This is a genomic window from Sulfitobacter maritimus, assembly GCF_013346665.1.
Lineage (GTDB): Bacteria > Pseudomonadota > Alphaproteobacteria > Rhodobacterales > Rhodobacteraceae > Sulfitobacter > Sulfitobacter maritimus.
In genome coordinates this window covers 200,800-226,987 of the sequence record NZ_JABVBB010000021.1, presented here as the reverse complement: position 1 = coordinate 226,987, position 26,188 = coordinate 200,800, and the positions used below count along the sequence as shown (strand labels likewise).

25 protein-coding genes are annotated in these 26,188 nt (G+C 59.1%); 9 read left to right on the top strand and 16 right to left on the bottom strand.

Annotated elements, in window-relative coordinates; genetic code table 11:
- Nucleotides 1-61 precede the first annotated feature (61 nt).
- Together HTT03_RS03050 and HTT03_RS03045 are read left to right on the top strand one after the other, a co-directional pair.
- Nucleotides 62-616, top strand: a complete 555-nt coding sequence (locus HTT03_RS03050; RefSeq protein WP_174858399.1) for a hypothetical protein — start codon at nucleotides 62-64, stop codon at nucleotides 614-616.
- Nucleotides 617-1,049: 433 nt separating this feature from the next.
- Entirely contained in the window at nucleotides 1,050-1,871 is an 822-nt protein-coding gene (locus HTT03_RS03045; protein ID WP_174858398.1) for a bifunctional allantoicase/(S)-ureidoglycine aminohydrolase, read from the top strand.
- Between the two features lie 54 nt (nucleotides 1,872-1,925).
- On the opposite strand, the gene HTT03_RS03040 is transcribed toward HTT03_RS03045, so the two are convergent.
- From HTT03_RS03040 to puuE, 3 genes are read right to left on the bottom strand one after another with little or no spacing between them, the layout of a single operon-like run.
- Complete coding sequence (locus HTT03_RS03040) at nucleotides 1,926-3,362, bottom strand: uracil-xanthine permease family protein (RefSeq protein WP_174858397.1); 1,437 nt, start codon at nucleotides 3,360-3,362, stop codon at nucleotides 1,926-1,928.
- A gap of 54 nt (nucleotides 3,363-3,416) precedes the next feature.
- On the bottom strand, nucleotides 3,417-3,911 hold the full coding sequence (locus HTT03_RS03035) for an ureidoglycolate lyase (RefSeq protein WP_174858396.1): 495 nt from the start codon (nucleotides 3,909-3,911) through the stop codon (nucleotides 3,417-3,419).
- Nucleotides 3,908-5,317, bottom strand: a complete 1,410-nt coding sequence (puuE, locus tag HTT03_RS03030) for an allantoinase PuuE (RefSeq protein WP_174858395.1) — start codon at nucleotides 5,315-5,317, stop codon at nucleotides 3,908-3,910. The genes HTT03_RS03035 and puuE overlap by 4 nt, the downstream gene beginning before the upstream one ends.
- A gap of 140 nt (nucleotides 5,318-5,457) precedes the next feature.
- Here puuE and uraH point away from each other — a divergent pair, with 140 nt between their 5' ends.
- Nucleotides 5,458-5,811 carry a hydroxyisourate hydrolase gene (gene uraH, locus HTT03_RS03025; RefSeq protein ID WP_174858394.1) on the top strand — a complete coding sequence of 118 codons (354 nt, stop codon included), beginning with the start codon at nucleotides 5,458-5,460 and terminating at the stop codon, nucleotides 5,809-5,811.
- Nucleotides 5,812-5,858: 47 nt separating this feature from the next.
- Here uraH and HTT03_RS03020 read toward each other — a convergent pair whose 3' ends face one another.
- The 5 genes from HTT03_RS03020 to mepK form a co-directional block, all read right to left on the bottom strand.
- Nucleotides 5,859-6,812: an MBL fold metallo-hydrolase gene (locus HTT03_RS03020; protein WP_174858393.1), complete on the bottom strand. Its 954-nt coding sequence runs from the start codon at nucleotides 6,810-6,812 to the stop codon at nucleotides 5,859-5,861.
- Nucleotides 6,809-7,726, bottom strand: a complete 918-nt coding sequence (locus HTT03_RS03015; protein WP_174858392.1) for an MBL fold metallo-hydrolase — start codon at nucleotides 7,724-7,726, stop codon at nucleotides 6,809-6,811. The genes HTT03_RS03020 and HTT03_RS03015 overlap by 4 nt, the downstream gene beginning before the upstream one ends.
- A 180-nt stretch (nucleotides 7,727-7,906) precedes the next feature.
- Nucleotides 7,907-8,506 carry a L,D-transpeptidase gene (locus HTT03_RS03010; protein WP_174858391.1) on the bottom strand — a complete coding sequence of 200 codons (600 nt, stop codon included), beginning with the start codon at nucleotides 8,504-8,506 and terminating at the stop codon, nucleotides 7,907-7,909.
- 115 nt (nucleotides 8,507-8,621) lie between these two features.
- Nucleotides 8,622-10,262, bottom strand: coding sequence for an FAD/NAD(P)-binding protein (locus tag HTT03_RS03005; protein WP_174858390.1), 1,641 nt, complete (start codon nucleotides 10,260-10,262; stop codon nucleotides 8,622-8,624).
- A gap of 187 nt (nucleotides 10,263-10,449) precedes the next feature.
- On the bottom strand, nucleotides 10,450-10,995 hold the full coding sequence (gene mepK / locus HTT03_RS03000; RefSeq protein ID WP_174858969.1) for a peptidoglycan L,D-endopeptidase MepK: 546 nt from the start codon (nucleotides 10,993-10,995) through the stop codon (nucleotides 10,450-10,452).
- Between the two features lie 354 nt (nucleotides 10,996-11,349).
- On the opposite strand from mepK, the gene HTT03_RS02995 reads away from it, so the two are divergent.
- Genes HTT03_RS02995 through HTT03_RS02980 form a run of 4 tightly spaced genes read left to right on the top strand, consistent with a single transcriptional unit; the run spans nucleotide 11,350 to nucleotide 15,595 of the window.
- Nucleotides 11,350-12,966: a L,D-transpeptidase family protein gene (locus HTT03_RS02995; RefSeq protein WP_174858389.1), complete on the top strand. Its 1,617-nt coding sequence runs from the start codon at nucleotides 11,350-11,352 to the stop codon at nucleotides 12,964-12,966.
- Nucleotides 12,967-13,002: 36 nt separating this feature from the next.
- Nucleotides 13,003-14,094, top strand: a complete 1,092-nt coding sequence (gene lpxD, locus HTT03_RS02990) for a UDP-3-O-(3-hydroxymyristoyl)glucosamine N-acyltransferase (protein ID WP_174858388.1) — start codon at nucleotides 13,003-13,005, stop codon at nucleotides 14,092-14,094.
- Nucleotides 14,095-14,124: 30 nt separating this feature from the next.
- The gene (locus HTT03_RS02985) at nucleotides 14,125-14,382 is read left to right on the top strand and encodes an acyl carrier protein (protein WP_174858387.1); all 258 of its coding nucleotides are present in this window, start codon (nucleotides 14,125-14,127) and stop codon (nucleotides 14,380-14,382) included.
- Between the two features lie 4 nt (nucleotides 14,383-14,386).
- Complete coding sequence (locus tag HTT03_RS02980; protein ID WP_174858386.1) at nucleotides 14,387-15,595, top strand: beta-ketoacyl-[acyl-carrier-protein] synthase family protein; 1,209 nt, start codon at nucleotides 14,387-14,389, stop codon at nucleotides 15,593-15,595.
- 58 nt (nucleotides 15,596-15,653) lie between these two features.
- Here HTT03_RS02980 and HTT03_RS02975 read toward each other — a convergent pair whose 3' ends face one another.
- Complete coding sequence (locus tag HTT03_RS02975) at nucleotides 15,654-16,319, bottom strand: invasion associated locus B family protein (RefSeq protein WP_174858385.1); 666 nt, start codon at nucleotides 16,317-16,319, stop codon at nucleotides 15,654-15,656.
- A gap of 466 nt (nucleotides 16,320-16,785) precedes the next feature.
- Here HTT03_RS02975 and HTT03_RS02970 point away from each other — a divergent pair, with 466 nt between their 5' ends.
- On the top strand, nucleotides 16,786-18,321 hold the full coding sequence (locus tag HTT03_RS02970; RefSeq protein ID WP_174858384.1) for a helicase HerA-like domain-containing protein: 1,536 nt from the start codon (nucleotides 16,786-16,788) through the stop codon (nucleotides 18,319-18,321).
- A gap of 75 nt (nucleotides 18,322-18,396) precedes the next feature.
- Here HTT03_RS02970 and HTT03_RS02965 read toward each other — a convergent pair whose 3' ends face one another.
- The 6 genes from HTT03_RS02965 to HTT03_RS02940 all read right to left on the bottom strand — a co-directional run bounded on the left by HTT03_RS02965 (nucleotide 18,397) and on the right by HTT03_RS02940 (nucleotide 23,885).
- Nucleotides 18,397-19,701, bottom strand: a complete 1,305-nt coding sequence (locus tag HTT03_RS02965; protein WP_174858383.1) for a branched-chain amino acid ABC transporter permease — start codon at nucleotides 19,699-19,701, stop codon at nucleotides 18,397-18,399.
- Nucleotides 19,698-20,708 carry a branched-chain amino acid ABC transporter permease gene (locus HTT03_RS02960; RefSeq protein ID WP_174858382.1) on the bottom strand — a complete coding sequence of 337 codons (1,011 nt, stop codon included), beginning with the start codon at nucleotides 20,706-20,708 and terminating at the stop codon, nucleotides 19,698-19,700. Before HTT03_RS02960 ends, HTT03_RS02965 begins: the two co-directional genes overlap by 4 nt.
- A gap of 2 nt (nucleotides 20,709-20,710) precedes the next feature.
- A complete protein-coding gene (locus HTT03_RS02955) occupies nucleotides 20,711-21,532 on the bottom strand; it encodes an ABC transporter ATP-binding protein (RefSeq protein WP_174858381.1) in 822 nt (273 codons plus the stop codon).
- Nucleotides 21,529-22,311: an ABC transporter ATP-binding protein gene (locus tag HTT03_RS02950; RefSeq protein ID WP_174858380.1), complete on the bottom strand. Its 783-nt coding sequence runs from the start codon at nucleotides 22,309-22,311 to the stop codon at nucleotides 21,529-21,531. Before HTT03_RS02950 ends, HTT03_RS02955 begins: the two co-directional genes overlap by 4 nt.
- 87 nt (nucleotides 22,312-22,398) lie before the next feature.
- Nucleotides 22,399-22,557 (bottom strand): hypothetical protein, encoded by a 159-nt coding sequence (locus HTT03_RS02945; RefSeq protein ID WP_174858379.1) that lies wholly within the window; start codon nucleotides 22,555-22,557, stop codon nucleotides 22,399-22,401.
- A gap of 143 nt (nucleotides 22,558-22,700) precedes the next feature.
- Nucleotides 22,701-23,885: an ABC transporter substrate-binding protein gene (locus HTT03_RS02940; RefSeq protein WP_174858378.1), complete on the bottom strand. Its 1,185-nt coding sequence runs from the start codon at nucleotides 23,883-23,885 to the stop codon at nucleotides 22,701-22,703.
- Nucleotides 23,886-24,070: 185 nt separating this feature from the next.
- On the opposite strand from HTT03_RS02940, the gene HTT03_RS02935 reads away from it, so the two are divergent.
- Nucleotides 24,071-25,159: a PQQ-dependent sugar dehydrogenase gene (locus HTT03_RS02935; RefSeq protein WP_174858377.1), complete on the top strand. Its 1,089-nt coding sequence runs from the start codon at nucleotides 24,071-24,073 to the stop codon at nucleotides 25,157-25,159.
- On the opposite strand, the gene HTT03_RS02930 is transcribed toward HTT03_RS02935, so the two are convergent.
- The gene (locus tag HTT03_RS02930) at nucleotides 25,156-26,160 is read right to left on the bottom strand and encodes a GlxA family transcriptional regulator (protein ID WP_174858376.1); all 1,005 of its coding nucleotides are present in this window, start codon (nucleotides 26,158-26,160) and stop codon (nucleotides 25,156-25,158) included. The genes HTT03_RS02935 and HTT03_RS02930 overlap by 4 nt on opposite strands.
- Nucleotides 26,161-26,188 lie beyond the last annotated feature (28 nt).

Genomic DNA, 26,188 nt, shown 5'->3' with positions numbered 1-26,188 from the left:
CCGAATGCGCTAGGTCAGACAGCGGCGGTCACTGAACCGCGCTTTTGACCGGGGGACTGCCATGCGCAGGTTTTTGTCATCGATTATGCTCAAAGTGGCTATAGTCGCGGCCGCCTTCGCAGCGCTCTCGCCAGTCAGCGCTTCGGATGCGGGTAAAGCGCCTTGGGCGCTTACGAAATACATCGACCTTGATTTGCTCACTTGGGTCAACGCCGCGCCAATCGTGGATGCGATTGAGGCACAGAACCAACGACATATCGGGCCGACCCTCCCTCATATTGTGAGCCGTCATAATGTGATCTCCGGGCAAAGCCTGCCGTTGTCTGACTATCTGCGTGCACAAATGGCCCGGTCAGGGGGACGCATTACCAGTGTGACCTTGCGAGATGCGCAGGGGCTGACGGTTGCCGAAAATACGGGTACGGCCGCGCATCGGCCGGGCGAAAAACCCCAATTTACGTCTGCCACCCCCGAAGCGTTCCTCGTGGATGCGGTAAGATTTGACGACAATACGCAGACCTATCAGGGGCGGGTGACTGTCGTTGTTGTCAATCCTGTCACCGGAATGACCATTGGCGCGATCACCGTGGGGCTGGAAGCGTTCGCGTTTTTCTAACGCAAGGTAAAGAATGTGCGTAGGCCACGGCCCCGAGATCTTAGGGGCAAAGATCGCTGGCGGGGGCGACGCATGCGCGCGTTCTTGCAGTGTCCGCGCGGTGTCGTCGGTCAGCACAAGGTGCTGAGGTTGGGCAAGCCGCTCAACCGTTTGCGCCGCACGCTCTGAATCGCGCAGCATATCGAAGATCTGCCGGTGCCGGTTTTGCTCTTCCGGCGCGGAATGTTGTTTCTGGCTCATATTATGCCTTCTGGCAGGAAAATGCGTCGGAGGCAGGTGATAAATAGGGTGGTTTCGAGCAAACTACGTGGCGAGGATTAAAAGTCCATTAGGGAATACTATCAAATTAAGCGGAACAAACCTTTCGCGATATATCCCTTGGCCCCACGCGGCCTTGCGGCAATTCTCATGGCAACCGCAACGGAGATTTCACATGACCACGCCAAGCTATTTCGCGCCGACTGGCGGCCATCCTGACCAGAAAACCCTGCTCAGTGATCGCGCCGTTTTCACCGATGCCTATGCCGTGCTGCCACGCGGCACGATGCGCGATATCGTAACCTCTTTCCTGCCATTCTGGGAAGGCACGCGCCTTTGGGTCATCGCCCGCCCTCTGAGCGGCTTTGCCGAGACTTTTTCGCAGTATATTATGGAAGTACAGCCCGGCGGTGGCTCGGAGCGGCCTGAGTTGGACACACAAGCGCAGGGAGTGCTCTTTGTCGTTGAGGGCGGGTTCTCTCTCACGATTGAGGGCAATACCCATCAAATGCGCGAAGGCAGCTATGCCTATATTCCGGCGGGCGCGCGTTGGACCCTTAAGAACGACAGTGGCGCTGTCACGCGCTTTCACTGGATCCGCAAGGCCTATGAGGCTGTGGAGGGTTTGGATCACCCCGACCCCTTGGTGCTCAACGAACAAGACATCGCGCCCAATGTTATGCCCGACACCAACGGCGTTTGGGCGACGACGCGTTTTGTCGATCCGGAAGATCTGCGCCACGATATGCACGTCACCATTGTCACGCTGCAACCCGGCGGGGTGATCCCGTTTTGCGAGACCCACGTGATGGAACATGGGCTTTATGTGCTTGAGGGCAAAGCGGTGTACCGGCTCAATCAGGATTGGGTTGAGGTGGAAGCGGGTGATTTCATGTGGCTGCGCGCCTTTTGCCCGCAAGCGTGCTATGCAGGCGGACCGGGGCCGTTTCGCTATTTGCTCTATAAAGATGTGAACCGGCATATGAAATTGCGCTAAAGTTCGGCGCATCTCAAAGATTAAGGGCGCCCCAGCAGGGCGCCCTTTTTCGCATCAGACCCGCTTTTCTAACGAGCCTTTGCCGTGGCCTGACATGCCGCCTGACACTTCTTCTGTCGACTCGTCTGACAGTTGCTCGGGCAGCAACAAGTTCAAGACGATGGCAATCAGCGCCGCTGGCAGCAGCCCGCTTGTCATCAGCACGCGCAGCGTATCGGGGAGGTACTGAACCGCCTTTGGGTCAAGTTGCAGGCCCAGACCGACTGAAAGTGAAATCGCAAAGATCACCATATTGCGGCGGTTCCAGTTCACGTCCGAGAGCATTGAGATGCCCGCCGCGACAACCATGCCGAACATCACAATCACCCCGCCGCCCAGCACTTCAATCGGAATGGTGCGGATGACCGCGCCCACCTTGGGAACGAAACCGCAAAGGATCAAGAACAGAGCGCCGATGGTCACGACATGGCGGCTCATCACCCCGGTCATGGCGATCAGCCCGACGTTCTGGCTGAAGGAGGTATTGGGGAACCCACCAAAGACCCCCGCGACAGCGCTGCCCAGACCGTCGGCATAGGTGGCGCCGGTGATTTCGGCATCGGTTGCCTCGCGCCCTGCGCCGCCTTTGGTGATGCCCGACACATCGCCCACCGTTTCAACGGCAGAGACAAAGGCCATGAGACAAAAGCCGACAATGGCGGCAAAGCTGAATTCAAGCCCATAAGCAAAGGGGATCGGCAGGGCGAGCGTGGCGGCGCGGTCCCAACTTGTCGCGATGCCCTCGACCGTCACCATCCCCATGGCCAGCGCATAGATATAGCCCAAGATAATGCCAATAACGACAGCCGAGACCGACAGCATGCCGCGGGCAAAGAACTTGAGTCCCAGTGTCGCGGCAATCACTACCAGCGCTGCCGACCAGTTCAGCAGGCTGCCATATTCCGGCTTATCAATCGCCGGCACGCCACCGGCGGCGTACTGAATCCCGACCTTGACCAAGGCAAGGCCGATCATCGTCACGACCAGCCCAGTCACCAATGGCGGCAGGGCGAAGCGGATGCGGCCGATGAAGGTGCCGAGGATCATATGAAACAGACCGCCAATCAGAACGCCGCCAAACAGGGCGGGCAGGGCATCGACCCCTTTGCCTGCCACCAGTGGAATCATGATGGGCAGGAAGGCAAAGCTGGTGCCTTGCACGATGGGCAGACGCGCGCCAACCGGCCCCATGCCGACGGTCTGAAACAGCGTCGCGATCCCGGCAAAGAGCATCGACATCTGGATCAGATAGGTCATGTCGGGAAAGCCCTGCGCCCCGGCGTCCGAGCCAAAGCCGAACCCCGCAGCCCCCGCCACGATGATCGCAGGCGTCACGTTCGAGACGAACATCGCCAGCACATGCTGAATGCCCAATGGCACCGCCTTGGATAAAGGGGGTGTATAGTTCGGGTCCCGCAATTGTGCAGGCGTACCCAGTGAAGCGTCAGTCATATCTCTCTCCCTATAGACCGATCTCGCCTGCCGCTTCTGCTGAGGGCATGGCGCTTATGTTGCGGCTTCGACGACCTCCCACGGCCTGTCGAACCAATGTTCCTCCAGATTGTCACCGTCCCCGATGCGGTCCACCACCGCGAAAAGACCGGGCGCCGCAAGCGGGCAGCACACCGCGTGCCATGTGTTGCGGCGGTAGTTCACCCCCTGTCCGGGGCCAGCAAGAAAGGCCAGCGGTTGGCCGGGCGCGCCTGCATTATCCGGCGCGACAACGATCAGATACGGGTTCTGATGCATCGGGATAAAGGCCTGCGCGCCTTCGGGATGCCGTTCTAACAGTTCGAGCGTGAAGGGCAGGGCGCGGGGTGTGGCGTCGAAAATGCTGATGCCCGCACGGCCAGAACCAAAGTCTAACGCGGCCAAGTCGTGATGCCTGCCGCAGAGGTCTTGGTTGATCATCTTGTCCGGCGTTTCACGCACCTCCAGCACCTCCCCAAAGGGGGCGAAGGCGCGGGCGGTAAGCGGTTGCAAGACCAGCTGGCGACTCATGGCAGCATGTCCTGTAGCCGCAACTGGGCAATCCGCTCCACCTGTCGGCAGGCTTCGGCAAATTCGGTGTCGCGGTCGTTGTCGATGCGGCGTTGAAAGGCGGCAAGGATGCTGGCCTTATCGTGATCGCGCACAGCGATGATATAGGGAAAGCCGTGTTTCTCGACATAGCTGTTGTTGAGGCGGGTAAAGGTCTCGCGTTCCTCATCCGTCAGCGCGTCCAGCCCTGCCGCCGCTTGTTCGGAGGTGCTCTCTGCCGTTAGCCGCTTGGCCTGAGCGAGCTTACCTGCCAGATCGGGGTGCGCTTGCAAGACACCAAGACGCTGATCTTCGCTCGCGCTGCGGAAAATTCGCGCCAAGGCATTATGCAGCCCCAGAGCCGTGTCATGGCCCGCGCCCAGTTCCAGCGCATAGGCGCCTTCTGCAATCCAAGGGGAATGTTCAAAGATGCTGCCGTATTTGCCAACAAAGGCATCGCGCGCCATCTGGCTGGGGCGTTCACCGCGCTCATGCGGATGGGTTGCTGCCCAATGGTCTGCAATCTGCTCGCGGGTGGCAAACCAGACGCCGTCATGGCTCTGCGCATATTCGATGAACTGGCGCAACGCCTCGACACGACCGGGGCGGCCAATCAAGCGGCAGTGCAAGCCCACCGACAACATTTTGGGCGCTCCTTCGCAGCCTTCGCGATAAAGCGCGTCAAAGCTGGCCTTAAGGTAGTCGAAAAACTGTGCGCCGGCGTTGAACCCCTGCGGCGTGGCAAAGCGCATGTCGTTGCAGTCGAGCGTATAGGGCACGATCAACTGGTCACGCTCCCCGAACTCCATCCAATAGGGCAGATCATCGGCATAGGCGTCTGCGACATAGGCAAACTGCCCGGTCTCGGCGGCCAGCCGGATGGTGTTCTCAGACGAACGCCCACAGTAGAACCCGCGTGGGGCTTGGCCCGTCACCTCGGTATGCAGACGGATCGCCTCGGCTATCGCCGCACGTTCATCGCCTTCGGCCATATCTTTATGTTCGATCCACTTTAGCCCGTGGGTCGCCATCTCCCAACCTGCGTCGAGCATCGCGGCGACCTGCACGGGCGAACGGGCCAGCGCGGTCGCCACGCCGTAAACAGTGATTGGCAGGTCTCTCAGCAGGCGGTGCAGCCGCCAGAATCCGGCGCGCGCACCGTATTCATAGATCGATTCCATATTCGCATGACGCTGCCCCGGCCATTGCGCCGCGCCTACGATCTCGGACAGGAAAGCCTCAGACGCAGCATCGCCGTGCAGGATGTTGTTTTCCCCGCCTTCTTCGTAGTTCAACACCAATTGTACGGCGATCTTTGCCCCATTGGGCCATTGGGCGTCCGGGGGGGTAGGGCCGTAACCCTGCATGTCGCGGGGATAGCGTGTCATCAATCTCTCCTTATGTCGCTCTCTGTCTAATTCGTAAGACGATGCATTGCTTTCAATTTATTTCTGAAAGACTATCGCGAAAAGGCAACTTTCACCTGCACGGCTGCCCTGCGACTTTGCGGCGAAGCACGGAGGATGTAATGACAGGCTATCTGACAACGCATGTATTGGACACGGCCCGCGGCTGCCCGGCGGAGGGTCTGAAGATCGAACTTTACCGGGTTGACGGCGAGACGCGGAGGCATCTGCGCACGCTGACAACCAATGCCGATGGCCGCACGGATGAGCAGATTTTGCCCGCCGCAGAGTTTGAGTTGGGCACCTATGAGTTGCTCTTTCACTGCGGGGATTATCTGGATGCCAATGGCACCGCTGCGGAAAACCCGCGCTTTTTGGATGTGGTGCCGCTGCGCTTTGGCATGTCTGAGACTGCGCATTACCATGTGCCGCTTCTGCTGTCGCCCTTCGGCTACTCGACCTATCGCGGCAGTTGATTACCCATCGCGGTTTGCAGCGCCCCTGAGGGGACGCTGCACTGCATTCATTCAAATTCCATCTGTTCAAAGACCCGCCCGGCGTTCTTGGTGGCCAGTTCTTCAAATGTGTCCAACCCTTTATAGGGCGACTGGTCCACGTAATAAGCTTCCGCCAAACCGCCACCGGCGTCCAGATGCGCGCCCACTTTCTCGCGCAGATAGACAAGGTAGTCGTGGGTGTAGCGGCGCACCTGATCCATGTTGGTTGGATGACCGTGGCCGGGAATGACATAGGTCGCCTCTAGCGGTTCGAACGCGGTCTCCCAAGTCTCAATCCAATCGGCGGTCGCGGTATCAGGGAAGATGGGCAACATGCGTTCATGAAAAGCCATGTCACCTGCGATCACGAGGCTTTGTTCGGGCAGCCAGATGACAATATCGCCGGGGCTGTGCGCGGGACCGAGGTTGCGGGCCTCAATGCGGAAATCGCCCATCTCGACGATATATTCATCAGAGAAGGTTTCGGTTGGGAGTTGTATCTCCGTCCCCTCAGCCTGCTCTTTATTATAGCGTTTCATGCCCTCAAGGATGCTGCCGCCAAATTTCTCGACCTCGTGGGCCGCGTCTTCGTGGGCCACGATCGGCACGCCCTGTTCGGCCCAATAGCTGTTGCCCAGAACCGCATGGCCTTGACCGTTTTCGTTAAACACCAGTTTTACCTGCTGGTCGGTGACCTGCTTGATCTCCTCGTGCAACGCTTTGGCCAGTCCGTAAGCCGCGCCGCCGTTGATGACAACGACGCCTTCACCGGTGACGATAAAGCTCAGGTTGTTGTTATGACCGGCGTTTTCATAGGTGGGCGGGGCGGTGGCTCCAATGGCAGAGAAGACGCCGGGGATGAATTCGACCGGTTTGTTATATAGTAGCGAACCGGGGTATTTGTCCGCGATATCTTCGCTGGCCCAAGAACCCGTGGCGGTTAGGGCGAGCAGGGCCGCCGTTTGCAAAATAGTTTTCATTGCGCCTCTCCGACAAAACGATAGCTGTCGCCAGCGCGTTCCACCCGGCCCAACCCGCCGTTGGGCAAGTGGAAGCCGAGCAAGGAAATTTGTTCTTGTGCCAGTTTGTCCAGCAAACGCACACGGGTTTTTGCGCCCCGTTCCGCATCCTGATCCGCGCCATTGGGCCACTCAGGACGGGCAAAGGCCACATGGTGGTTGCCAATCGCATCGCCGCCAATCAGCACTGCATCCTTGTTCTGCCGCACCTCAAAAGACATATGCCCCGGCGTATGGCCGAAGCTCGCATGTGCCATGACGCCGGGGAGGATTTCTTGACCGTCTTTGATCTCTTCCAGGCGCTCTTCAATCGCCTCAAGGCGCCGCGCGGCCCCGACAGCAAAGGCGGCACGCGCCTCACCGATGGTGTCGACGGTGTTCGGATCGCGCCAATAGTTCCACTCATCCGCACCCATCAAATAGGTCGCGTTCGGAAAGACCAGATCGTCAAAGTCGTCCAGCACGCCCCAGAGGTGATCTGGATGAGCGTGGGTAAAGACGACATGAGTGACGTCCTCGGTCGAAACCCCGGCGGCCTCCAGACTGTTCTGCAACATGCCAGCACTGGGCATGAAGGCGGGGCCGGCACCTGCGTCGAACAGGACAACGCGGTCCGCGTGGCGCAGCAAAGTTACGTTACAGGGCGGGGTAAGCTCTTCGGCAGGCAGATCATAAGGTGCCAAAACCGTGGCGAGTTCCTCTTGCGGCAGCCCGTCGAAAAAGAAGCTGCGCGGGAGGACGAGGTTCCCGTCGCTCACGCTGATGATCTCATACTCTCCGATATTGGCAGAGACCGCGGCCAAGGCCCGAAGCGGCGATTGCGCGACGGCCATACCGCCCATCCCGGCCAATACTGTTCTTCTGGTAAATCTCATCGCTATGCCCTCCGACCTATTCCAATATGCGAATATATTGAAGTCGAGGAACCAGCGACACAAGGGGAAAGCGGAGGAAACGGGAATTGGTGTGAAATAAAGGGGGCAAGACCCTGACGGGTAAAGAAAAGACCGAAGCGGGATCAACCCGCTCCGGTCCTTTTCAGGTATTAGATCTGATTACGAGGTAAGTGGCTCATAAAGAACCACGCGCGTGTCAATCGGCACTTTGTCGTAGAGTTCGACCATCTGGTCGTTGACCAGTCGTGCACAGCCGTTGGACACCCGCCGACCCAAAGTGCTGGGATCATCCGTGCCATGAATCCGCAAGAAAGTATCGCCCTTTTCCGGCGTAAAGAGATATAGCGCCCGCGACCCTAAGGGGTTGTTCAGCCCACCGGGCATCCCATCACGGTATTTACCATACTTTTCCGGCTCTCGTTCCAACATGCCGGGGGTTGGCGTCCAGCTTGGCCATTCTTTTTTGGCACCCACATAGAATTCACCCGCTTCATAAAGACCGGGGCGGCCCACACCAACGGTGTAGCGCATGGCCATGTTGTCCGGCAGCGTCCAATAAAGGGCAAAGTTGTCAGGATCGACGTGAACCTCATAAGGTGTGGCACCCTCTGCAATTGGCACCAACTTTGGCATCATATCCTCGGGCACATCGTAGCTCGGCATTTCCTTTGGCGGATGTGCGAGAGCAGGCGCGGAAAGCCCGCTGGTCAACGCGGCGCTACCTGCTGCGATGCCAGAGATAAAATGTCTTCTTTTCATGTTGGTTCCCCACTTGTCCAATTCGGTATTGGTATAAGAACCCATATGGGAGGCGGCTGTTCCATCGCGCAGGCCGGATCACAATCTGTTGTATAATTCCCACGGGGCTGTGGGGCTAGCGATTATGACGGTTTAACACCCCCGCAGCCCAGCGGTCCGCCGACTCGCCAAAGCAATCATGCAGAGAGTCCACCGCCGTCACACTGCCAAGCGCAAGCCGCCCCAGAAGGCACAAGCCCGGCACGAGATCGCCTTTCCTGTCGTACATAGACCCGTCCGGCGCGGTGGCAGCGGCGAGTTCTGGCGACAGGGCGGTCAGCTGGCCGCGTTCGATCAAATCAGACAGCAACGGATCGGCGAGATGCTCAAGGTTCGGTGTTGGTAGCACGGCGTCGATCATCACTGAGACCTCAACAGATCTGTCCACCGTCTCCAGCCGCCAGCCTTCCGAGATTGTAGTAATATCCGGATCGCTCGCGCAGGAAAGATCGACCACGCCCGCGTCCACCAAGGCGCGCAACTCCTCAGCAGAGGCGAGCGGTGGGCCATAGGAGTAGCGTTTCAACCCTTCGTCAAATCCGATCAGTCGTTTCGCCGTGGCGGGGCTGGCATGTCCGGGGTTGAAGGCGTTGCGCCAAGGATCTTGCCATTTGCGCCAGACCTGCCCAAGCGCATAGCCAATGCTCGGCGGCAGAGCACCGCGGGCCATATCGATCCCTTGTTCCAGCGTATCCAGGGGGGTCGCATGTTCCTGGCTGCCCGGCGCATCCCATTCCCGCGCCAACCATTTATGGACTGCATCCGAGGGAATGTCTTGTGCAGCCACGATGCGGGCTACGGCTACGACAAGCGCCTCTGACAGCAAAGCGGTCGCGGTTTTGGGATCAGAAGCGACAGCCTCGGTCGCGGCCTGTTCGAATGTGGCGGTCTCGGCGTGCGTTGGAGAGAATGTCGCATCAAGTGCTTCGGTTTGAGGCTTAGGAAAGGGAGGTTGCCCATTCAGCGAAAAGGGCAGGATCCGTTCAGGCTCGCGTCCAGAAGGGTGGTAGTTGCCCCTTTCGAAAACGCCCCCTTGCCCGATGGTGAGACCGCGCAGAACGTCAAAGGTCGAAAGGCCCAAACCACGAATGGCCACCCGTTTGCCCTGCCATGCCGCCGCGGCGTTGCGGAAATGCCGGGCAGGGTAGGCGGGCATGAGATCAGCCTTAGCCGTGGCTGCATGTTTCTGCCATTGAGCGTATTGGTCATCAGGGTGAACCGGGGGCTGGCCAAGGGTCAACAACACTTCGTCATAGACGCCATGGTCCGTTGAGGTGCTCTGCAAACGCCAGCCAGTGCCGTCGCGCCTAATCCGTTGAACCGGATTTTTCAGAAACTGAATGACCGGCTGTCCGCCCACGTTTCCATGCCGCAGCAGATCCACCAGCCGCGCTTCAAGGTAGCGGCCAAGCTCTGCGCGTGGTGGAAAGGCGTCCGGGTCGGGCTGGCCTTCTTGCCACTGCGCGAAACTGCCGATGGACGTGTCTTTGGGCGGCCGGATGGCGAGGTCCCGGTGGGGAATGTTAAGCAGGCAATAGTGCGGCTCGGCGGGGTTAAAGTTTGGCCCGGCACCGGGGTGGCGAGCCGGATCAAAAATATCGATCTGAAGCCTTGCAGCCACTGACCCGCAGCGTTCTGTCAGGGCTTCTAACGCCCCAAGCCCGCGCGGCCCCATGCCGACAATGGCGATCCGCGCTGTCGTATTAAGATTGGTCAATGGCGTCTTCCCGTCCGGTTTTCCGCAACCCTAGATCGGTGCGACGCCCGGGAAAAGGTGAAACGGAAATGGAGGGGAAACGCCTATTTTCGCCCTTCGGATGGACAAACAGCCGGAACGCTTCAGAAGACACAAAAAAGGCACCCGAAGGTGCCTTGATATATCGATCGTCGCAAGTGTCGGAGTTTTAGCCGCCCCAGCTGCGCACCGCGCCGCAATCCATATGCGTGAAGTTGGAGCCGGAGTAGCGCCCAACGCCGCCGCCGCCACAAGCCATCGCCGCCTTCGCGACTTGATTGACTGAGCGCGAAGCAAGACGCAGGTCAGCGGCCTGACCCTTGAGGTGCAAGGAGCGTTTCGCAACACCACCGGAGCGCGACCGCAGCATGGCGTTGGTCTTGGGGCTGCGGTAGCCGGAAATCAGCATGTAAGGCTCGCTCACATCAAGCAGGTTGTGCGAAGCGGCCATGATGTCCACGGTGCGCAGGTCCATATTGATGACCTCATCCGTGCGCCAATCACGCATAAAGTGATTGATCTCTTTGAATGCGTCCTTGATGTACTGGCCTTCGATCCAATAGATCATATCAAGCCGTTCACCAGTGCGGCCGGAATACATGCGAATGCGGCGAATGTCGCCTGCTCCGCGAAGAAATCCTGCTGCGTTTGCGAATGTCGGTGCTGCCGTGACTGTGGTAGCTGCGAATGCGCCAAGAAGCGCGCGTCGGGTCATCCCCGATTGGCGAATGCCTGTCATATGTCTGTCCCGTCTTCTGCCTGTTTTGCCCAAGATGTTACATGGACCATTCAACTCATCCCCAGATGCAACATTGTTATTGCATAGGGGGTAAACCTGACCAAGTGCTGAATTGAAAAGGTTCCATATGTTCGCAAATTTAGGCAAGTTTTTGCGCAGTGCGCTAAATTTATCTAACAATATCAAGGGTTGAGCGTGGTCGCGGCGCACCGTAAATCTTCAAAATCCCCTGCGAACGGAAATTTGAATAGACTTGGCCATGTAGTTGTTGGCAAACCGGACAAATACTTTAGGTCGAGTTCCGACTAACATTATTGCATGGGGAAAGAAATGGCATTCAGCGCGACAGTTTCACGGCATCTGCCCAGTTTTATTGTGGGTTTGGCCCTGATTATGGCGACGCTGATCGGGGCCGGCCCCGTGGCGGCTCAGGTCACGGCGTTCAAGCAAGCTGTGGCCGAAGCCGCGGCGCAAGATGATGACATTGCGACCTATTATCGCGAGAACAATTACCAAGCGCTTTGGACCGGTGCAGAGGACACACATCGTTTGCGCCGTGCCGAGTTGCTGCGCGCAATCAGCGCCGCCGATGCGCATGGCCTGCCGGTCTCGCGCTACAATCCTGATTCGATTCTGGAAACGCTGCGCAACGCGAAAACGCCGCGCGACCGTGGCCTTGCCGAAGTGGAACTGAGCAAGGTGTTCCTTAAATACGCCCGCGACGTGCAGACCGGGATGCTGATCCCCAAGCGTATCATCAGTCAGATTGTACGTGAGATTCCCTACCGTGATCGCAAAACCTACCTCGAAGATTTGCCAAAATCCTCTCCTGCAGCCTTTTTCCGCGCACTGCCGCCGCGCAGCTTGGAATATAACGCGCTCTTGAAAGAGAAAATTGCGATGGAGGAGCTTCTGTCGCAAGGCGGCTGGGGGCCAACGGTTCCGGCAGGCAAGCTGGAGCCGGGTGACCGGGGCAACGACGTCATCGCCCTGCGCAACCGACTGATCGCGATGGGGTATCTGGAGCGGTCAAACGCGGTGGACTATGATGCCACGCTGACCGAAGCCGTACGCCAGTTCCAAGAGGCCCATGGGCTGAACACCGACGGCGTCGCCGGGCCTGCCACGATGAAGCAGATCAACATCGGTGTTGAGAAGCGCCTGCAGTCGGTCATGGTGGCGATGGAGCGAGAGCGTTGGTTCAACACTGACCGGGGCAAACGTCATATCTTGGTCAACATCCCCGACTTTTCTGCCAAGATCATCGATGATGGCAAGATCACCTTTGAGACCCGCTCCGTCGTTGGGGCCGCGCGCGAAGATCGACCCACGCCCGAATTCTCGGACGTCATGGAGCACATGGTGGTCAACCCCAGTTGGTATGTCCCGCGCTCAATCGTGACCAAGGAATATTTGCCGCAGTTGAAGCGCAACCCCTATGCGGTGAACCACATTGAGATTACCGACAGCCGGGGCCGCAAGGTGAACCGTGGCGCGGTGAACTTCAACCGCTACACCGCACGCAGCTTTCCGTTTTCCATGCGCCAGCCGCCCAGCCGATCCAATGCTTTGGGTCTGGTGAAGTTCATGTTCCCTAACAAATATAACATCTACCTGCATGACACGCCCGCCAAGAGCCTGTTTGATCGCGATGTGCGTGCCTTTAGCCATGGCTGTGTGCGGTTGGCCGAACCTTTTGAATTCGCCTATGAACTGCTGTCCCCACAATCGGCTGATCCGGAAGGTGAGTTTCAAGCGGTCCTGCGCAGCGGGCGCGAAACGCGGGTTGTCCTGGAAGAGCCAGTGCCGGTGCATCTGATCTACCGGACCGCCGTGACCAATGCGCGGGGCCATACCGAGTATCGCGATGACGTCTATGGCCGTGACGCGCGGATTTGGTCTGCCCTATCCAAGGCGGGGGTGGTCTTGCGGGGCGTTCAGGGGTAACCCTCAAGGCTCAACAACCAAAGGGCCGGGCGCGATATGACTTTTAGTGTTCAGCAAATTGCAGAGGCTCTCGGCGCGCAAGCCGAGGGCGATACAACGCTTCAAGTGACCAGCGTTGCAGAACCCGCAAGCGCGAAACTGGGCGAGATCGCTTTGGCAACCGATCCGCGTTATGCCAGCAGTCTTGCCCAAGGCAGCGCCGAGGTCGCGATGCTTTGGGAAGGGGCCGATTGGCAAGCCTTGGGCCTCAAGGCCGCGATCTTGCCAAACCGCCCCCGATACGCGCTTTCTGGCCTTACCCGGATGCTCGACAAAGGGCAGGGGTTTGAGCCGGGTATTCACCCTTCTGCGATTATCGATCCGGCAGCGGAACTGGGCGAAGGGGTCTCGGTTGGGCCATTGGCGGTGATCTCTGCCGGGGCGCGGATTGGCGCAGGCACGGTGATTGGACCGCTATGTTTTATCGGAGTGGATGCACAGCTTGGCGAAGGCTGCTTTCTACGTGAGCATGTCAGCATCGGCGCGCGCGTCACCATCGGGGCGCGTTTTATCGCGCAATCGGGCGTCCGTTTGGGGGGCGACGGGTTTTCCTTTGTCACGGCGGAACTGTCTACTGTTGAAAAAGCGCGTCAGACCTTGGGCGACCAAGGCGATGCGCAGCCGCAGCCTTGGACCCGTATTCATTCGCTCGGGGCGGTCAGCATTGGCGCGGATGTTGAGATGGGCATGGGCTCTACCATCGACAACGGCACTATTCGTGACACTCAGGTCGGCGACGGCACCAAGATCGACAACCTTGTGCATATCGGGCACAACGCGATTGTTGGCCGCAATTGCCTGCTGTGCGGGCAGGCTGGGGTCGGTGGTTCGACGCGTGTGGGCGACAATGTGGTGCTGGGTGGGCAGGTTGGTCTGGCAGACAATATCACCATCGGCGACCGGGTGATTGCAGGGGGCGGGACGATCGTGCTGTCCAACGTACCCGAAGGCCGCACCATGCTGGGCTATCCCGCCACACAGATGTCTAAACAAACCGAGATCTACAAAGCCCTGCGGCGTTTGCCGCGCCTGCTGCGCGATGTGGCGGCCTTGCAGAAGTCGGTTTCAAAAGCCGACAAGGGTGATTAAATCTGCCTCAAACCTAGGGGCGGGGGATACATGAACACGCAAGATCAGGTCATCGCCATACTCGCTGAACAGGCCATGGTAGCGCCCGCAGATGTAACTCCCGACAGCACGCTTGAGGGGCTAGGGATCGACAGTATGGGCGCGGTTGAGGTTATCTTTGCCATTGAAGAGACATTCGACATCGCAGTGCCTTTCAATGCCAACACGCCATCGGAAGCCGGTTTCGACATTTCAAAGGTGAGCAGTATCGTCGCCGGGGTGGAGCGGCTCCGCGCGGAGCAGGGGTAGGACCATGAAGCGCGTGGTCATCACCGGTGCTGGCACTGTAAACGCGCTTGGCCTATCGGTTCCCGAAACGCTCGCCGCCATGCGCGAAGGGGTTTGTGGCATCCGCCCATTGGCGTTCCGAGACGTGGAGCGCTTGTCGATCCGGATCGGTGCGCAGGTGCAGGGTTTTGATGCAGACGCCCGTTACACACGTGGGGAGCTTGCGCTCTACGACCCGTTTACCCAATTCACCCTCAGTGCCGCCCGAGAAGCGATTGCCCAATCAGGACTGACGTTTGCGGGCGATCTGGCGGACCGTGCGGGCGTGGTGCTTGGCACAGCGGGGGGCGGGATTTCGACCGGGGATGACAGCTACCGCGCTGTCTATGCCGAGGGGAAAAATCGGGTGCATCCCTTTGTGGTGCCAAAGCTCATGAACAGCGCCGCTGCCAGCCATGTTAGCATGACATGGAACCTGCGCGGGCCGTCCTTTACGGTTTCTACTGCCTGTGCTTCGTCCAACCACGCGATGGGGCAGGCTTTTTCTATGATCCGCTCTGGCATGGCACCCGTCATGATCACCGGGGGCGCGGAATCGATGCTGTGCTTTGGCGGGGTGAAGGCATGGGAGGGGCTGCGCGTGATGAGCGCTGACGCCTGTCGCCCCTTTTCTGCCAATCGCAACGGCATGGTGCAGGGCGAAGGCGCAGGCGTTTTTGTTTTCGAGGACTACGACTATGCCAAAGCACGCGGCGCGGAGATTCTCTGCGAGGTGGTCGGATTTGCCATGACCTCTGACGCCAGCGATATCGTGATGCCTTCTCAGGACGGGGCGGCGCGGGCCATGCGGGGTGCGCTGGCGGATGCGGGGATCGACAGGGAGGACGTGGGCTATATCAACGCTCACGGCACCGGCACGGCGGCCAACGACAGGGTCGAATGCGCGGCAGTCACCGAAGTTTTCGGCGACCACGCTAAAGACCTGCTGATCTCTTCCACAAAATCGATGCATGGCCATATCATCGGCGGCACCGGGGCGGTTGAACTCTTGGCCTGTATCATGGCGCTGCGGGACGGGGTGGTGGCGCCAACAATCGGTTATGAAGCGCCCGACCCGGACTGCGCGCTTGACGTGGTGCCGAATGTAGCGCGTGACGCACGGCCCGAGGTGGCGTTGAGCAACGCCTTCGCCTTTGGAGGCATGAACGCGGTTCTCGCGCTGCGCCGCGCGTGAGAAACAAAAAATGCCGCCCCCGGACGGGAGCGGCATCTGATCTGAAGCTGCTTCGGGTTTACTGTTCGATCACCGAAACTTCGTCATAGCTCGCGGTGAACCCGTCAAGCGAGAGGGTCAGTTCAACCGTCTGATCGGGCGCCAACGCAGGAACAATGGTCAGAACCGCTTCCTTGCCACGCTTAAAGGCGGCGATATCGGCGCTGGTCATGCCCATCCGCACGTAGCAGCCGACTGGGTTGCAGAAGGCATAGGGATAACGACGTGCCTTGCCGCCATCTACCGAAAGCGTCAGCTGCGCAGGCAGCGCGGTTTCGAGAGGTACGACAACTGTGGCACCGGCCACGGCTTTGCCGCCATCGGGCAGACGGAAGAGCGAGACTTCTGCCACTGGCGCGCCTTCGCCGTCAGCCAACAGCTGGTACATCTGGCAGGGGTCGACCTCTTGCTCTGTCTTGATGCACCGCATTTCCCACGCACCAATTTCCTTCTTGGTGTAGGGCTTGCCCAGTTCGGGATCTTTGTCGGCGTCTTCGCCCAAGCTCAGCTTTTCCTCGATCTCGGCGGCGGTACCGCTGGTGCCGGGCTGCGGCGCGGTTTCTTCGGTTTGCGCTGTGCTTTGCTCGGCCTCGGTCTCAGGCGTTGTCGTCTGGGCAAAGGCGGTCATTGGGGCCGAAAGTGCAAGCGCTGCACAAAGCGGCAGGGCGGTCAAATACTTGCTCATGTCATATCCACGTTTGTTGCGTTAGCGCCCCTTAACATGGCGTGGCAGGATTGTCAGTGGTTCTGGCCGCATTTCAACCGCAATACGCGCGATTTCATGCCGACGCCCAGTGCCGCGAAAGCTAGGTATGTCAATGAGTTATCTGCGAAATAGCAAAAAGGGGACGCAGCGCATCCCCTTTTCGTGTTCACTCTCCCCGTCGGACTGGGCCGACTTATTGATGCCACGTTAGGCAAGCCTTTGACTCTGGTCAACTAGAAATATCAACCGTTTGCAGAAATGCCGGCCAACCCGTCATGATAGAAAAAGGGCCGCGCCCGAAGGCGCGGCCAGTCTGACAGGGAGGAAGTCATCCCGCCACCGAAGGACATGATGGGCGAGATAGGATGACTATGGCGCGCAAAGGTTAAGTTTGTATGCTCTTGTGGGACGGACAGATGCTTAAAATTGACAGGAAGGTCTTGGCGTGAGCACAGAGATATTTATCGGCGGGGGCGGTCCTGCCTATGCGGAGAAGCAGTTTTTGGACCTTGGCTACGCCAATCGACACGGTCTGATTGCCGGGGCGACAGGGACCGGGAAAACCGTGACACTTCAAATCCTTGCCGAAGGCTTTGCAAATGCGGGCGTGCCGGTCTTTTTGTCTGACGTGAAGGGCGATCTGTCTGGGCTCGCGCGCTCTGGCAGCGCCGAGGCCAAGCTGCACGGCCCTTTCACCGAACGCGCGGCCAAGATCGGATTTGGCGACTACACCTACCAATCCTTCCCTGTGACCTTTTGGGACCTCTTCGGGGAGCAGGGCCACCCGGTGCGTACCACGGTGTCCGAAATGGGGCCGTTGCTGATTGCTCAACTTTTGGACCTCAGCGAAGCGCAGGAAGGCATCCTAAACATCGCCTTCCGCGTGGCCGATGAAGAAGGGATGCCGCTGCTTGATCTCAAGGATTTGCAGGCATTGTTGGTCTGGGTCGGCGAAAACGCCAAGGATCTGGCGCTGCGCTACGGCAATGTTTCCTCCGCGTCTGTCGGGACGATCCAGCGGCGCTTGCTGGTGCTGGAGAACCAAGGCGGTGCGCAGTTGTTCGGAGAGCCAGCGCTGGCACTGACCGATCTGATGCGCAACGATAGCGATGGGCGCGGGCGGATCAATATCCTTGCCGCCGACAAATTGATGGGGTCGCCCAAGCTCTACGCCACTTTCCTGCTTTGGCTGATGTCAGAACTCTTCGAAGAGCTACCCGAAGTGGGCGATCCCGATAAACCGAAACTGGTGTTTTTCTTTGATGAAGCGCATCTGCTGTTTGACGACGCGCCCAAGGCACTAGTTGATAAGGTCGAGCAGGTGGCCCGTTTGATCCGCTCCAAAGGTGTTGGCGTTTATTTCGTGACCCAAAACCCCGCCGATGTGCCCGATGATATTCTGGGCCAGCTTGGCAACCGCGTCCAACATGCGCTGCGCGCCTTCACCGCGCGGGACCGCAAAGAACTGCGCCAAGCTGCGCAGACCTATCGCGAGAACCCGCGCTTTGATACCGAAGAGGCGATCCGGGAAGTGGGCGTTGGTGAGGCGGTCACCTCAATGCTGCAACGCAAAGGCGTACCGGGCGTGGTTGAACGCACTTTGATCCGCCCGCCATCCTCCCAGCTTGGGCCGATCACCGCCGGACAACGCGCTGCTGTATTGGCTGAATCAGACCTCGCCGGGAAATACGACACGCTGAAGGACCGCGAGTCGGCCTATGAAATGCTGAAAGCCCGCGCCGAGGCAGCGGCCAAGGAGGCTGAGAAGATCGAGGCCGCCGCTGAGGCTGAGGACGAAGCCGCCCGCGAATTTCAGAAAGCCCGTCGCTATGGCGGGGCGCGCAGCAGCCGCCGCTCCAGCCGTACATCGTCAGACGGGTTCGGAGATGCCATCGCCACGGCTGTCATCAAAGAGCTGAAAGGCACCACCGGTCGCCGGATCGTGCGCGGCATCTTGGGCGGACTGTTCAAGGGGCGCTGAAGCGGTCAACAGATAAAAAAAGGGCGCGGTAGCAATACCGCGCCCCTTTCTCGTTGGGTTTAATCTGCGCAGGGCTTACCGTTCAGGGATCAACCCGCGCGGGCTGAAGCGCAGCACCAGCAGCAACACCATGCCCATCGTCAGCAGACGCATATGCGCAGCGCTCTCGATTAGATGCGCTTTAAGGGCAGAGGTTTCAGACATGCCCGCGGTGATGAGGTTCATCAGCCACAGGCCCATCGGCTCCACCTGCACCCAAAGGAACCAGATCAGGAAGCCGCCCAAGATCGCGCCAAAGTTGTTGCCCGACCCACCGACGATCACCATCACCCAGATCAGGAAGGTAAAGCGCAGCGGCTGATAGGTGCCGGGCGTCAACTGGCTGTCCATCGTGGTCATCATCGCACCCGCGATGCCGCAGATTGCGGAACCGAGGATGAAGACCTGCAAATGCCGTGCGGTGACGTCCTTGCCCATGGCTTCGGCGGCCACTTCGTTATCGCGGATCGCCCGCAACATACGGCCCCAAGGGGAATGTAGCGCACGTTGGCTCATCCACAGCAGGACGATCAGCACCACGGCAAAGAGCGCGATGTAGAGCAGTTTGACCCAGAGGGTCGAGGCGTCCACCGGATCGAACCCGAGCCCGGCCGCGCGTTCGACGAAGCTGGGATCGTTTTGCAGATCGATTTCATATGGCACCGGACGTGGCAGGCCGATGACGTTTTTAACGCCGCGGCTCATCCAGTCCTCGTTTTTCAGCACCGCAATGATGATCTCGGCAATACCCAGCGTTGCAATCGCCAGATAGTCCGACCGCAGGCCCAGAGCCGTCTTGCCGATCAGCCAAGCCGCACCGGCGGCAAAGAGACCGCCCACAGGCCAAGAGATCAGCACCGGCAGGCCGAGCCCGCCCAAGTAGCCGCTCTGCGCCGGGTTGATCGCCTCCACCGCTTCGACCGCAGGGTCAAGCACGGCTCGAAAAACGAAAAAGCCGATGACCAGCACCGCAATCACCGCCAGCGTGCGCGCCATGCCGGGGGCCATGCGTTTCATCAACATGACCGCCGCGACCACCGTGCCAGCACCCAGCAAAAGTGCGCCCACAATGGCGAAACCACCTGTGGACCAAGCGCCCTCGGTGGGGGGCATAGAGACCAGCACAGCCGCCAGACCGCCAAGCGCCACGAAGCCCATGATGCCGACGTTAAACAGCCCCGCGAACCCCCATTGCAGGTTCACCCCAAGCGCCATGATCGAAGAGATCAGCCCCATGGCAATGATCAGCAGCGCCGAGTTCCAGCTTTGCGCAAAGCCGGTATATATGATCATCAAAGCGATGATCGCGAAAAGGATCGTGTTTTTCACAGTCTGGGTCATACCGATTTCCCCTTGAACAGCCCTGTAGGCTTGATCAGCAGAACGATCAGAAGAATGACGAAGCTGACCGCAAATTTGTAATCCGTGCTCATAAGTTGCACTAAGCCGTCAGGCTGCAACCCTTCGGGCATGACGTAGCCCAGCACCTTTTTCCACGCATAGGTGATCGTCACCTCGCTGAAAGCGATGACAAACCCGCCCGCGATGGCGCCCACTGGCGAGCCAAGACCGCCCACAATGGCCGAGGCAAAGATCGGCAACAAAAGCTGGAAGTAGGTGAAGGGTTTGAACGACTTATCAAGCCCGTAGAGCGTGCCTGCAATGGTCGCCAGTGCCGCCACGATCATCCAAGTGATCATCACCACGCGCTCGGGGTTGATGCCCGACAGAAGCGCCAGATCCTCATTGTCGGAATAGGCGCGCATGGATTTGCCCGCGCGGGTCTTGTTGAGGAACCAAAACAGCAGCGCCACAACAATGATCGCGGTGACGATAGTGATGCCTTGGGTGGTTTTGAAGGCCAGACCTTCTTTCAACCCGGTTAGCGCCTTGAAGTCCCGCGCCGACATGATGAAACGTTGACCGTCGAGAAAGTTCTGGTCGTCCGCGCCGATGATAAAGCGGGTGATGCCGTTATAGATGAAGGTCACGCCAAGCGAGACAATCACCAAAATCACCGGCTTGGCTTTTTGCTCACGGTAGAACTTATAGACGACCTTATCCGTGCCCAAAAGCAGCAGGATCGCAAAGGCGATGCCGAAGGGCAGGGCGAGCAGTGCGGTGGGCAGAAAGCCAAGGCTCAGCCCCATGGATTGAAACAGCCATGTCACGAGGATCGTGGCCATCGTCCCCATGGCCATCGTGTCGCCATGCGCGAAGTTGGAAAAGCGCAGGATGCCGTAAACCAACGTCACCCCAAGCGCACCAAGCGCCAGTTGCGATCCATAGGCGATGCCGGGGATCAGGACATAGTTCGAAAGTGCAATAAAAGCGTTGAGCAGATCCATGTTCAGCCCCCCAGAAACGATTTGCGGACTTCAGGATCGGCCAGAAGCTCTTTGCCCGTGCCGGTGAATGCGTTGCGCCCTTGCACGAGAACATAGCCCTTGTCGGCGATCTCAAGCGCCTGACGGGCGTTTTGCTCGACCATCAGGATCGGGATGCCGGTCCGGGCCACCTCGATGATCCGGTCGAAAAGCTCGTCCATCACGATGGGCGAAACGCCCGCGGTCGGCTCGTCGAGCATCAGCACCTTGGGCTGGGTCATCAACGCCCGGCCTACAGCGACCTGCTGGCGTTGACCGCCCGACAATTCGCCCGCCGCTTGCAGCCGCTTTTCTTTGAGGATCGGGAAAAGGTCATAGACCTGCGCCATCGTATCGCGGAAATCATCGCGGCGGATGAAGGCGCCCATCTCTAGGTTCTCTTCGACCGTCATCGAGGTGAAGATGTTAGAGGTTTGCGGCACGAAACCCATGCCCTTGGCCACACGGTCCTGCGGGCTGAGGCCAGTGATATCCTCACCGTCCAGCCGCACGTTGCCTTTGCGCATGTCGAGCATGCCAAAGACCGCCTTCATGCCGGTGGACTTGCCCGCGCCATTGGGGCCGACGATCACGGCGATTTCGCCGCGGTCCACCGCGATGGTGCAGTCATGCAGAATGTCAGGGCCAGCGCCGTAGCCTGCGGTCATGCAGTCGCCGATCAGGAAGGGGCCGCCGGGGGCGGGGTGGGTTTTGCCGCTGGCCTTTGGCATGATGCTGCCTTGGCCTTTTGCGTTGCCGACCGACCAATCTTTGTTGCCGCGGTCGCCGTAGGGATCATTGCTCATGCGCCTACCTTGTCCTTATTCTTCAGGCCGGTGCCAAGATAGGCCTCGATCACCTGCTCGTTCGCCTTGATCTCATCCAGCGTGCCTTCGGCCAGCACGCGGCCTTCGGCCATGCAGATTACCGGGTCGCAAAGGCGGCCGATGAAATCCATGTCATGCTCAATCACGACAAATGTGTAGTTACGTTCTTTGTTCAGCCGCTGGATCGCATCGCCGATGGTGTTGAGCAGCGTGCGGTTCACGCCCGCGCCGACCTCATCGAGGAACACGATCTTGGCATCCACCATCATGGTGCGGCCCAGTTCCAGCAGCTTTTTCTGACCGCCAGAAATTTGGCCCGCCTTCTGCTCGGCCAGATGTTCGATGGTCAGGAATTCCAGCACCTCATCTGCCTTGGCGCGCAGCGCGCGTTCCTCGTTGGCGATGCGTTTGGTGCCGAACCATGTGTTCCACAGCGTCTCGCCGGACTGGTTGCCCGGGACCATCATCAGGTTCTCGCGGCAGGACATCGACGAAAACTCATGGGCGATCTGGAAGGTGCGCAAAAGGCCCTTGTGGAACAGCTCATGCGGGGGCAGGCCGGTGATGTCCTCACCGTCCATGGTCACCCGGCCCGAAGTGGGCTGAAGCACGCCTGCAATGACGTTAAACAGCGTGGTTTTTCCCGCGCCATTGGGGCCGATCAAACCAGTGATCGATCCTTTTTGAATAGACAGGCTCGCCCCGTCCACGGCGTGAAACCCGCCGAAATGTTTGTGTAAGTCGTCTACGACGATCATATGTCCATCCCCGTGTCCGCCACCTTGTGGCTGGTTTTTATTGGTCGTTACGTCACGCGTCGTCCGAATGTCGGACTGCGCCCATGATTACAGCGAGATACGATATTGGAAAGGGACCGTTTTGGTCAGATGACACTGAAAACGCGTCTGCGCCGTGAACTTGGCGCGAAACGCAACGCGAGTGTCTGCTTTTGCGCCTCCCGCGCGAAAAGCCATGGCCTGTGCGGCCATCACATAGTTATTCATCTGTCTCTCCCTAACGGGACGTGTTTCCCACATCCTCGCGCAGCGGGTTGTAGTGGCAGTGCTTGCGAAAGAAAAGTCGATTTACAAAAGCAAAGGCCCGATCGCATTGCGACCGGGCCCAGCTTGGTTCAATGGATCAAAGATCAGCGGTAGCCGACCGTGACCATCTTGCCGTCTTTCATCTCGATCTCGCGGTAGCTGCCCGCGCTCTCGCCCGGTCCGATCAGCTCAACAGCCGAAGCACCGACGTAGTCGACATCGCCGCCGTCTTTGATGATCTGAAGCGCTTTGCCCAGTTCACCCGGCAGGATTTTTTCACCCGGTGCGTTGGCGACTTCCATCACCTTTTCCTTATACTCCGCCGGATCGTTGGAGCCTGCGGCCTGCATGGCCAGCAGAATCAACGCTGCCGCGTCATAGGATTCAGGCGAGAAGGCGTTGGTCGGCTCGAAACCGGCTTCTTCGCCCATCTTCTTGTAGGTGTCGGGGCCTTCGCCAGCCGCACTTGGGTTCTGACCAAAGGAGCCATCCGCGCTTTCGGCGAATTTCTCTTCCAGCGTGTCGGAGACCATGCCGTCGGGGAACATGAAGGTGTCAAACGCGCCTGCGTCCAGCGCACCGTTCACGATGCCCGCACCACCTTGGTCAACGTAGCCAGCAACGATCAGCACTTCCCCACCGGCGGAGGCCAGCGCGCCGACTTCGGCGGAGTAGTCCGCTTTGCCGTCTTCATGCGATGTGTTGATGGTGACGGTGCCGCCGGATTCCTTGAACGCGGTCTCAAAGCTGTCGGCCAGACCTTTACCATAGTCGTTGTTGGTATAGGTGACGGCGACTTCTTTGATGCCACGGTCGTTCAGGATATCGGCCATGACCTGACCCTGACGCGCGTCCGATGGCGATGTCCGGAAGAACAGACCGTTGTCTTCAACGGTCGACAGCGCCGGAGATGTCGCGGAAGGCGAAATCATCACGATGCCGTTCGGAATGGCAACGTTTTGCAGCGAAGCCGTTGTCTCACCCGAGCACATGCCGCCGACGATGCCTTTGACGCGGTCGGAGGTGATCAGACGCTCAGCAGAGGCCACAGCAAGGCCCGCGTCGATACAGCCCGTGTCGCCACGCTCAGACGAAACGGTGGCACCATCGAGGAACAGGCCGGATTCGTTGACTTCGGCAATCGCGAGTTCGGCACCGGCTGCCATGTCATTGGCCAGCGATTCCAGCGGGCCGGTGAAGCCCAGCAGGATGCCGAGTTTCGTGTCTTCCGCATGAGCGCCAGTGGCCAGCAGAGCAACAGCCGTTGTGGCCATCAGAATTTTTTTCATTTGGTTTCTCTCCCTTAGTTGAACTTTCGTTCTAAAGGGACGTTAGGTCGTGGTTTCGGAAAAGAAAAGGCGATTTATCTCAGTTTTGCGCAGGCGGCTTGTTGCGCGCTTTATCGACCTGAGTGGACAGGGCGCAGGGCGTGGCTACATCCAGTGGTACAGCGTCCAGTCTTAAAGGAGCCGTCATGTCTATCCCCCGCACAATCGCCACAGTGACCTTTGCCGCACTCAGTACCGTTGGATTGTCCAATGTGGCAAAGGCGCTGACCATCGAGCCCATGATTGAAGACTTGCAAGGCCCATGGGGTGTCGCGCCGTTGCCAGATGGCGGGCTGCTGGTGACAGAAAAGGCGGGGCGGCTGATCTATCAAAAGAGTGACACCCGTCACGACGTTTCCGGTCTGCCGGAGGTTGCCGTCGTGGGGCAGGGCGGCCTGCTCGACATCACCCTCGCGCGGGATTTTGAGCAAAGCCGGATGTTGTTCCTCACCTATGCCAAACCTCAAGAGGGTGGTGGCGCGGGGACAGCTTTGGCCAGCGCACGTTTGTCCGATGATGCCAAACAACTGGAAGATGTCACCGAGCTTTTCGCCATGAAACCCGGCAGCTCTGGCGGTCAGCATTTTGGCTCGCGCGTGGTCGAAGCGCCCGATGGCACGCTGCTGTTGACGATCGGAGAGCGCGGCAACCGGCCCGCTGCCCAAGACCGCAGCACCCACAACGGCAGCATAATCCGGGTGAACCGCGATGGCTCCGTGCCGGATGACAACCCCTTTATCGACATGCCTGATGTGCTGCCTGAAATCTGGTCCTATGGCCACCGCAACCCGCAAGGCGCCGGGTTGGACCTTGAGGGTCGGCTCTGGGTGTCCGAACATGGGGCCAAAGGCGGCGATGAGGTAAACCGCATTACCAAAGGCGCGAACTACGGCTGGCCGGTAATCTCTTTCGGGGAGCATTATTCGGGCGAGAAAATCGGTGAGGGCACCGCGAAAGAGGGGATGGAGCAGCCCGAATTCTACTGGGACCCCTCCATCGCGCCGGCAGGGCTTATGGTCTATTCCGGCGCGCAATTTCCCGACTGGAAAGGCGATATATTTGTCGGGTCACTGAAGTTCGACTATATCGCGCGCCTGTCCGGTGATCCGCTGGAGGAAGTTGAGCAAATCAAAACCCCCGAGACCGCCCGCGTGCGCGATGTGGTCGAAGGGCCGGAAGGCGGGATCTGGTTTATTTCGGAAGACAACGGCACGGTTTACCGCATCACGCCCTAGCCGCTGGGTCTTGTCGCATGGCTGCCGCGCTCGCGATAAGGTGTCGTCTCATAATGCGCACGGTAGCATTTGGAAAAATGCGAGGGCGAGGCAAAGCCGCAGGCTAAAGCCACGTTAATCACGCTCATATCGGTCTGCATCAGCAGGTTCCGCGCTTTTTGCAGGCGCAGTTCCATGTAGTAGCGTTTTGGCGACCGGTTCAGATAACGACGGAACAGCCGCTCTAACTGCCGGGTCGACATGCCAACTTCTTGCGCGAGGATGGAGGGGCTGACCGGCTCTTCAATATTGCTTTCCATCTGATGGATCACTTGGCTCAGCTTGGGGTGACGCACGCCGATCCGTGTCGGAACTGAAAGACGCTGCGTGTCCTGATCGGTTCGGATAGAGGCGTAGATCAGCTGATCCGCCACAGCATTTGCGATCTCTTCGCCGTGGTCATCCGCAATGAGCTTGAGCATCAAGTCTAAAGAGGAGGTGCCACCGGCGGTGGTTAGCCGATTTCCGTCTGCCACAAAAACTGATTTGGTGAGGGATACTTCCTCAAAATCCTCGGCAAAACTATCCTGATTTTCCCAATGGATCGTCGCCCGCTTGCCGTCGAGCAACCCGGCTTTGGCCAAAGTATGCGCCGCTGTGCAAAGCCCGCCGACAATAAGCCCCTTGCGGGCCTCGCGACGCAGCCAAGCCAAGAGCTTTTTGGTCGTCGCGGCTTGCACATCAATGCCGCCGCAGATCATCACCGTATCATCGCGGGACAGGTCCTCAAGCCCCGCGTCCAATGCAAAAACCGCGCCCGCCGAACAGGTGCAAGTCCCGCCATCTTCTCCGACCACTTGCCAAACATAGGCCTCACGCCCCATCATACGGTTAGCGATCCGCAAACATTCGACCGCAGAGGCGAAGCTGAGAAGCGTAAAATTCTCAAGCAGCACAAAGACAAAACGCCGGGGTTTGTCGGTGTCGCGGGGGATGCGGGTGGCCGGGCGTGGTTGGGACATCGCGGCGTCTTTCAAATCAAATCGTGTC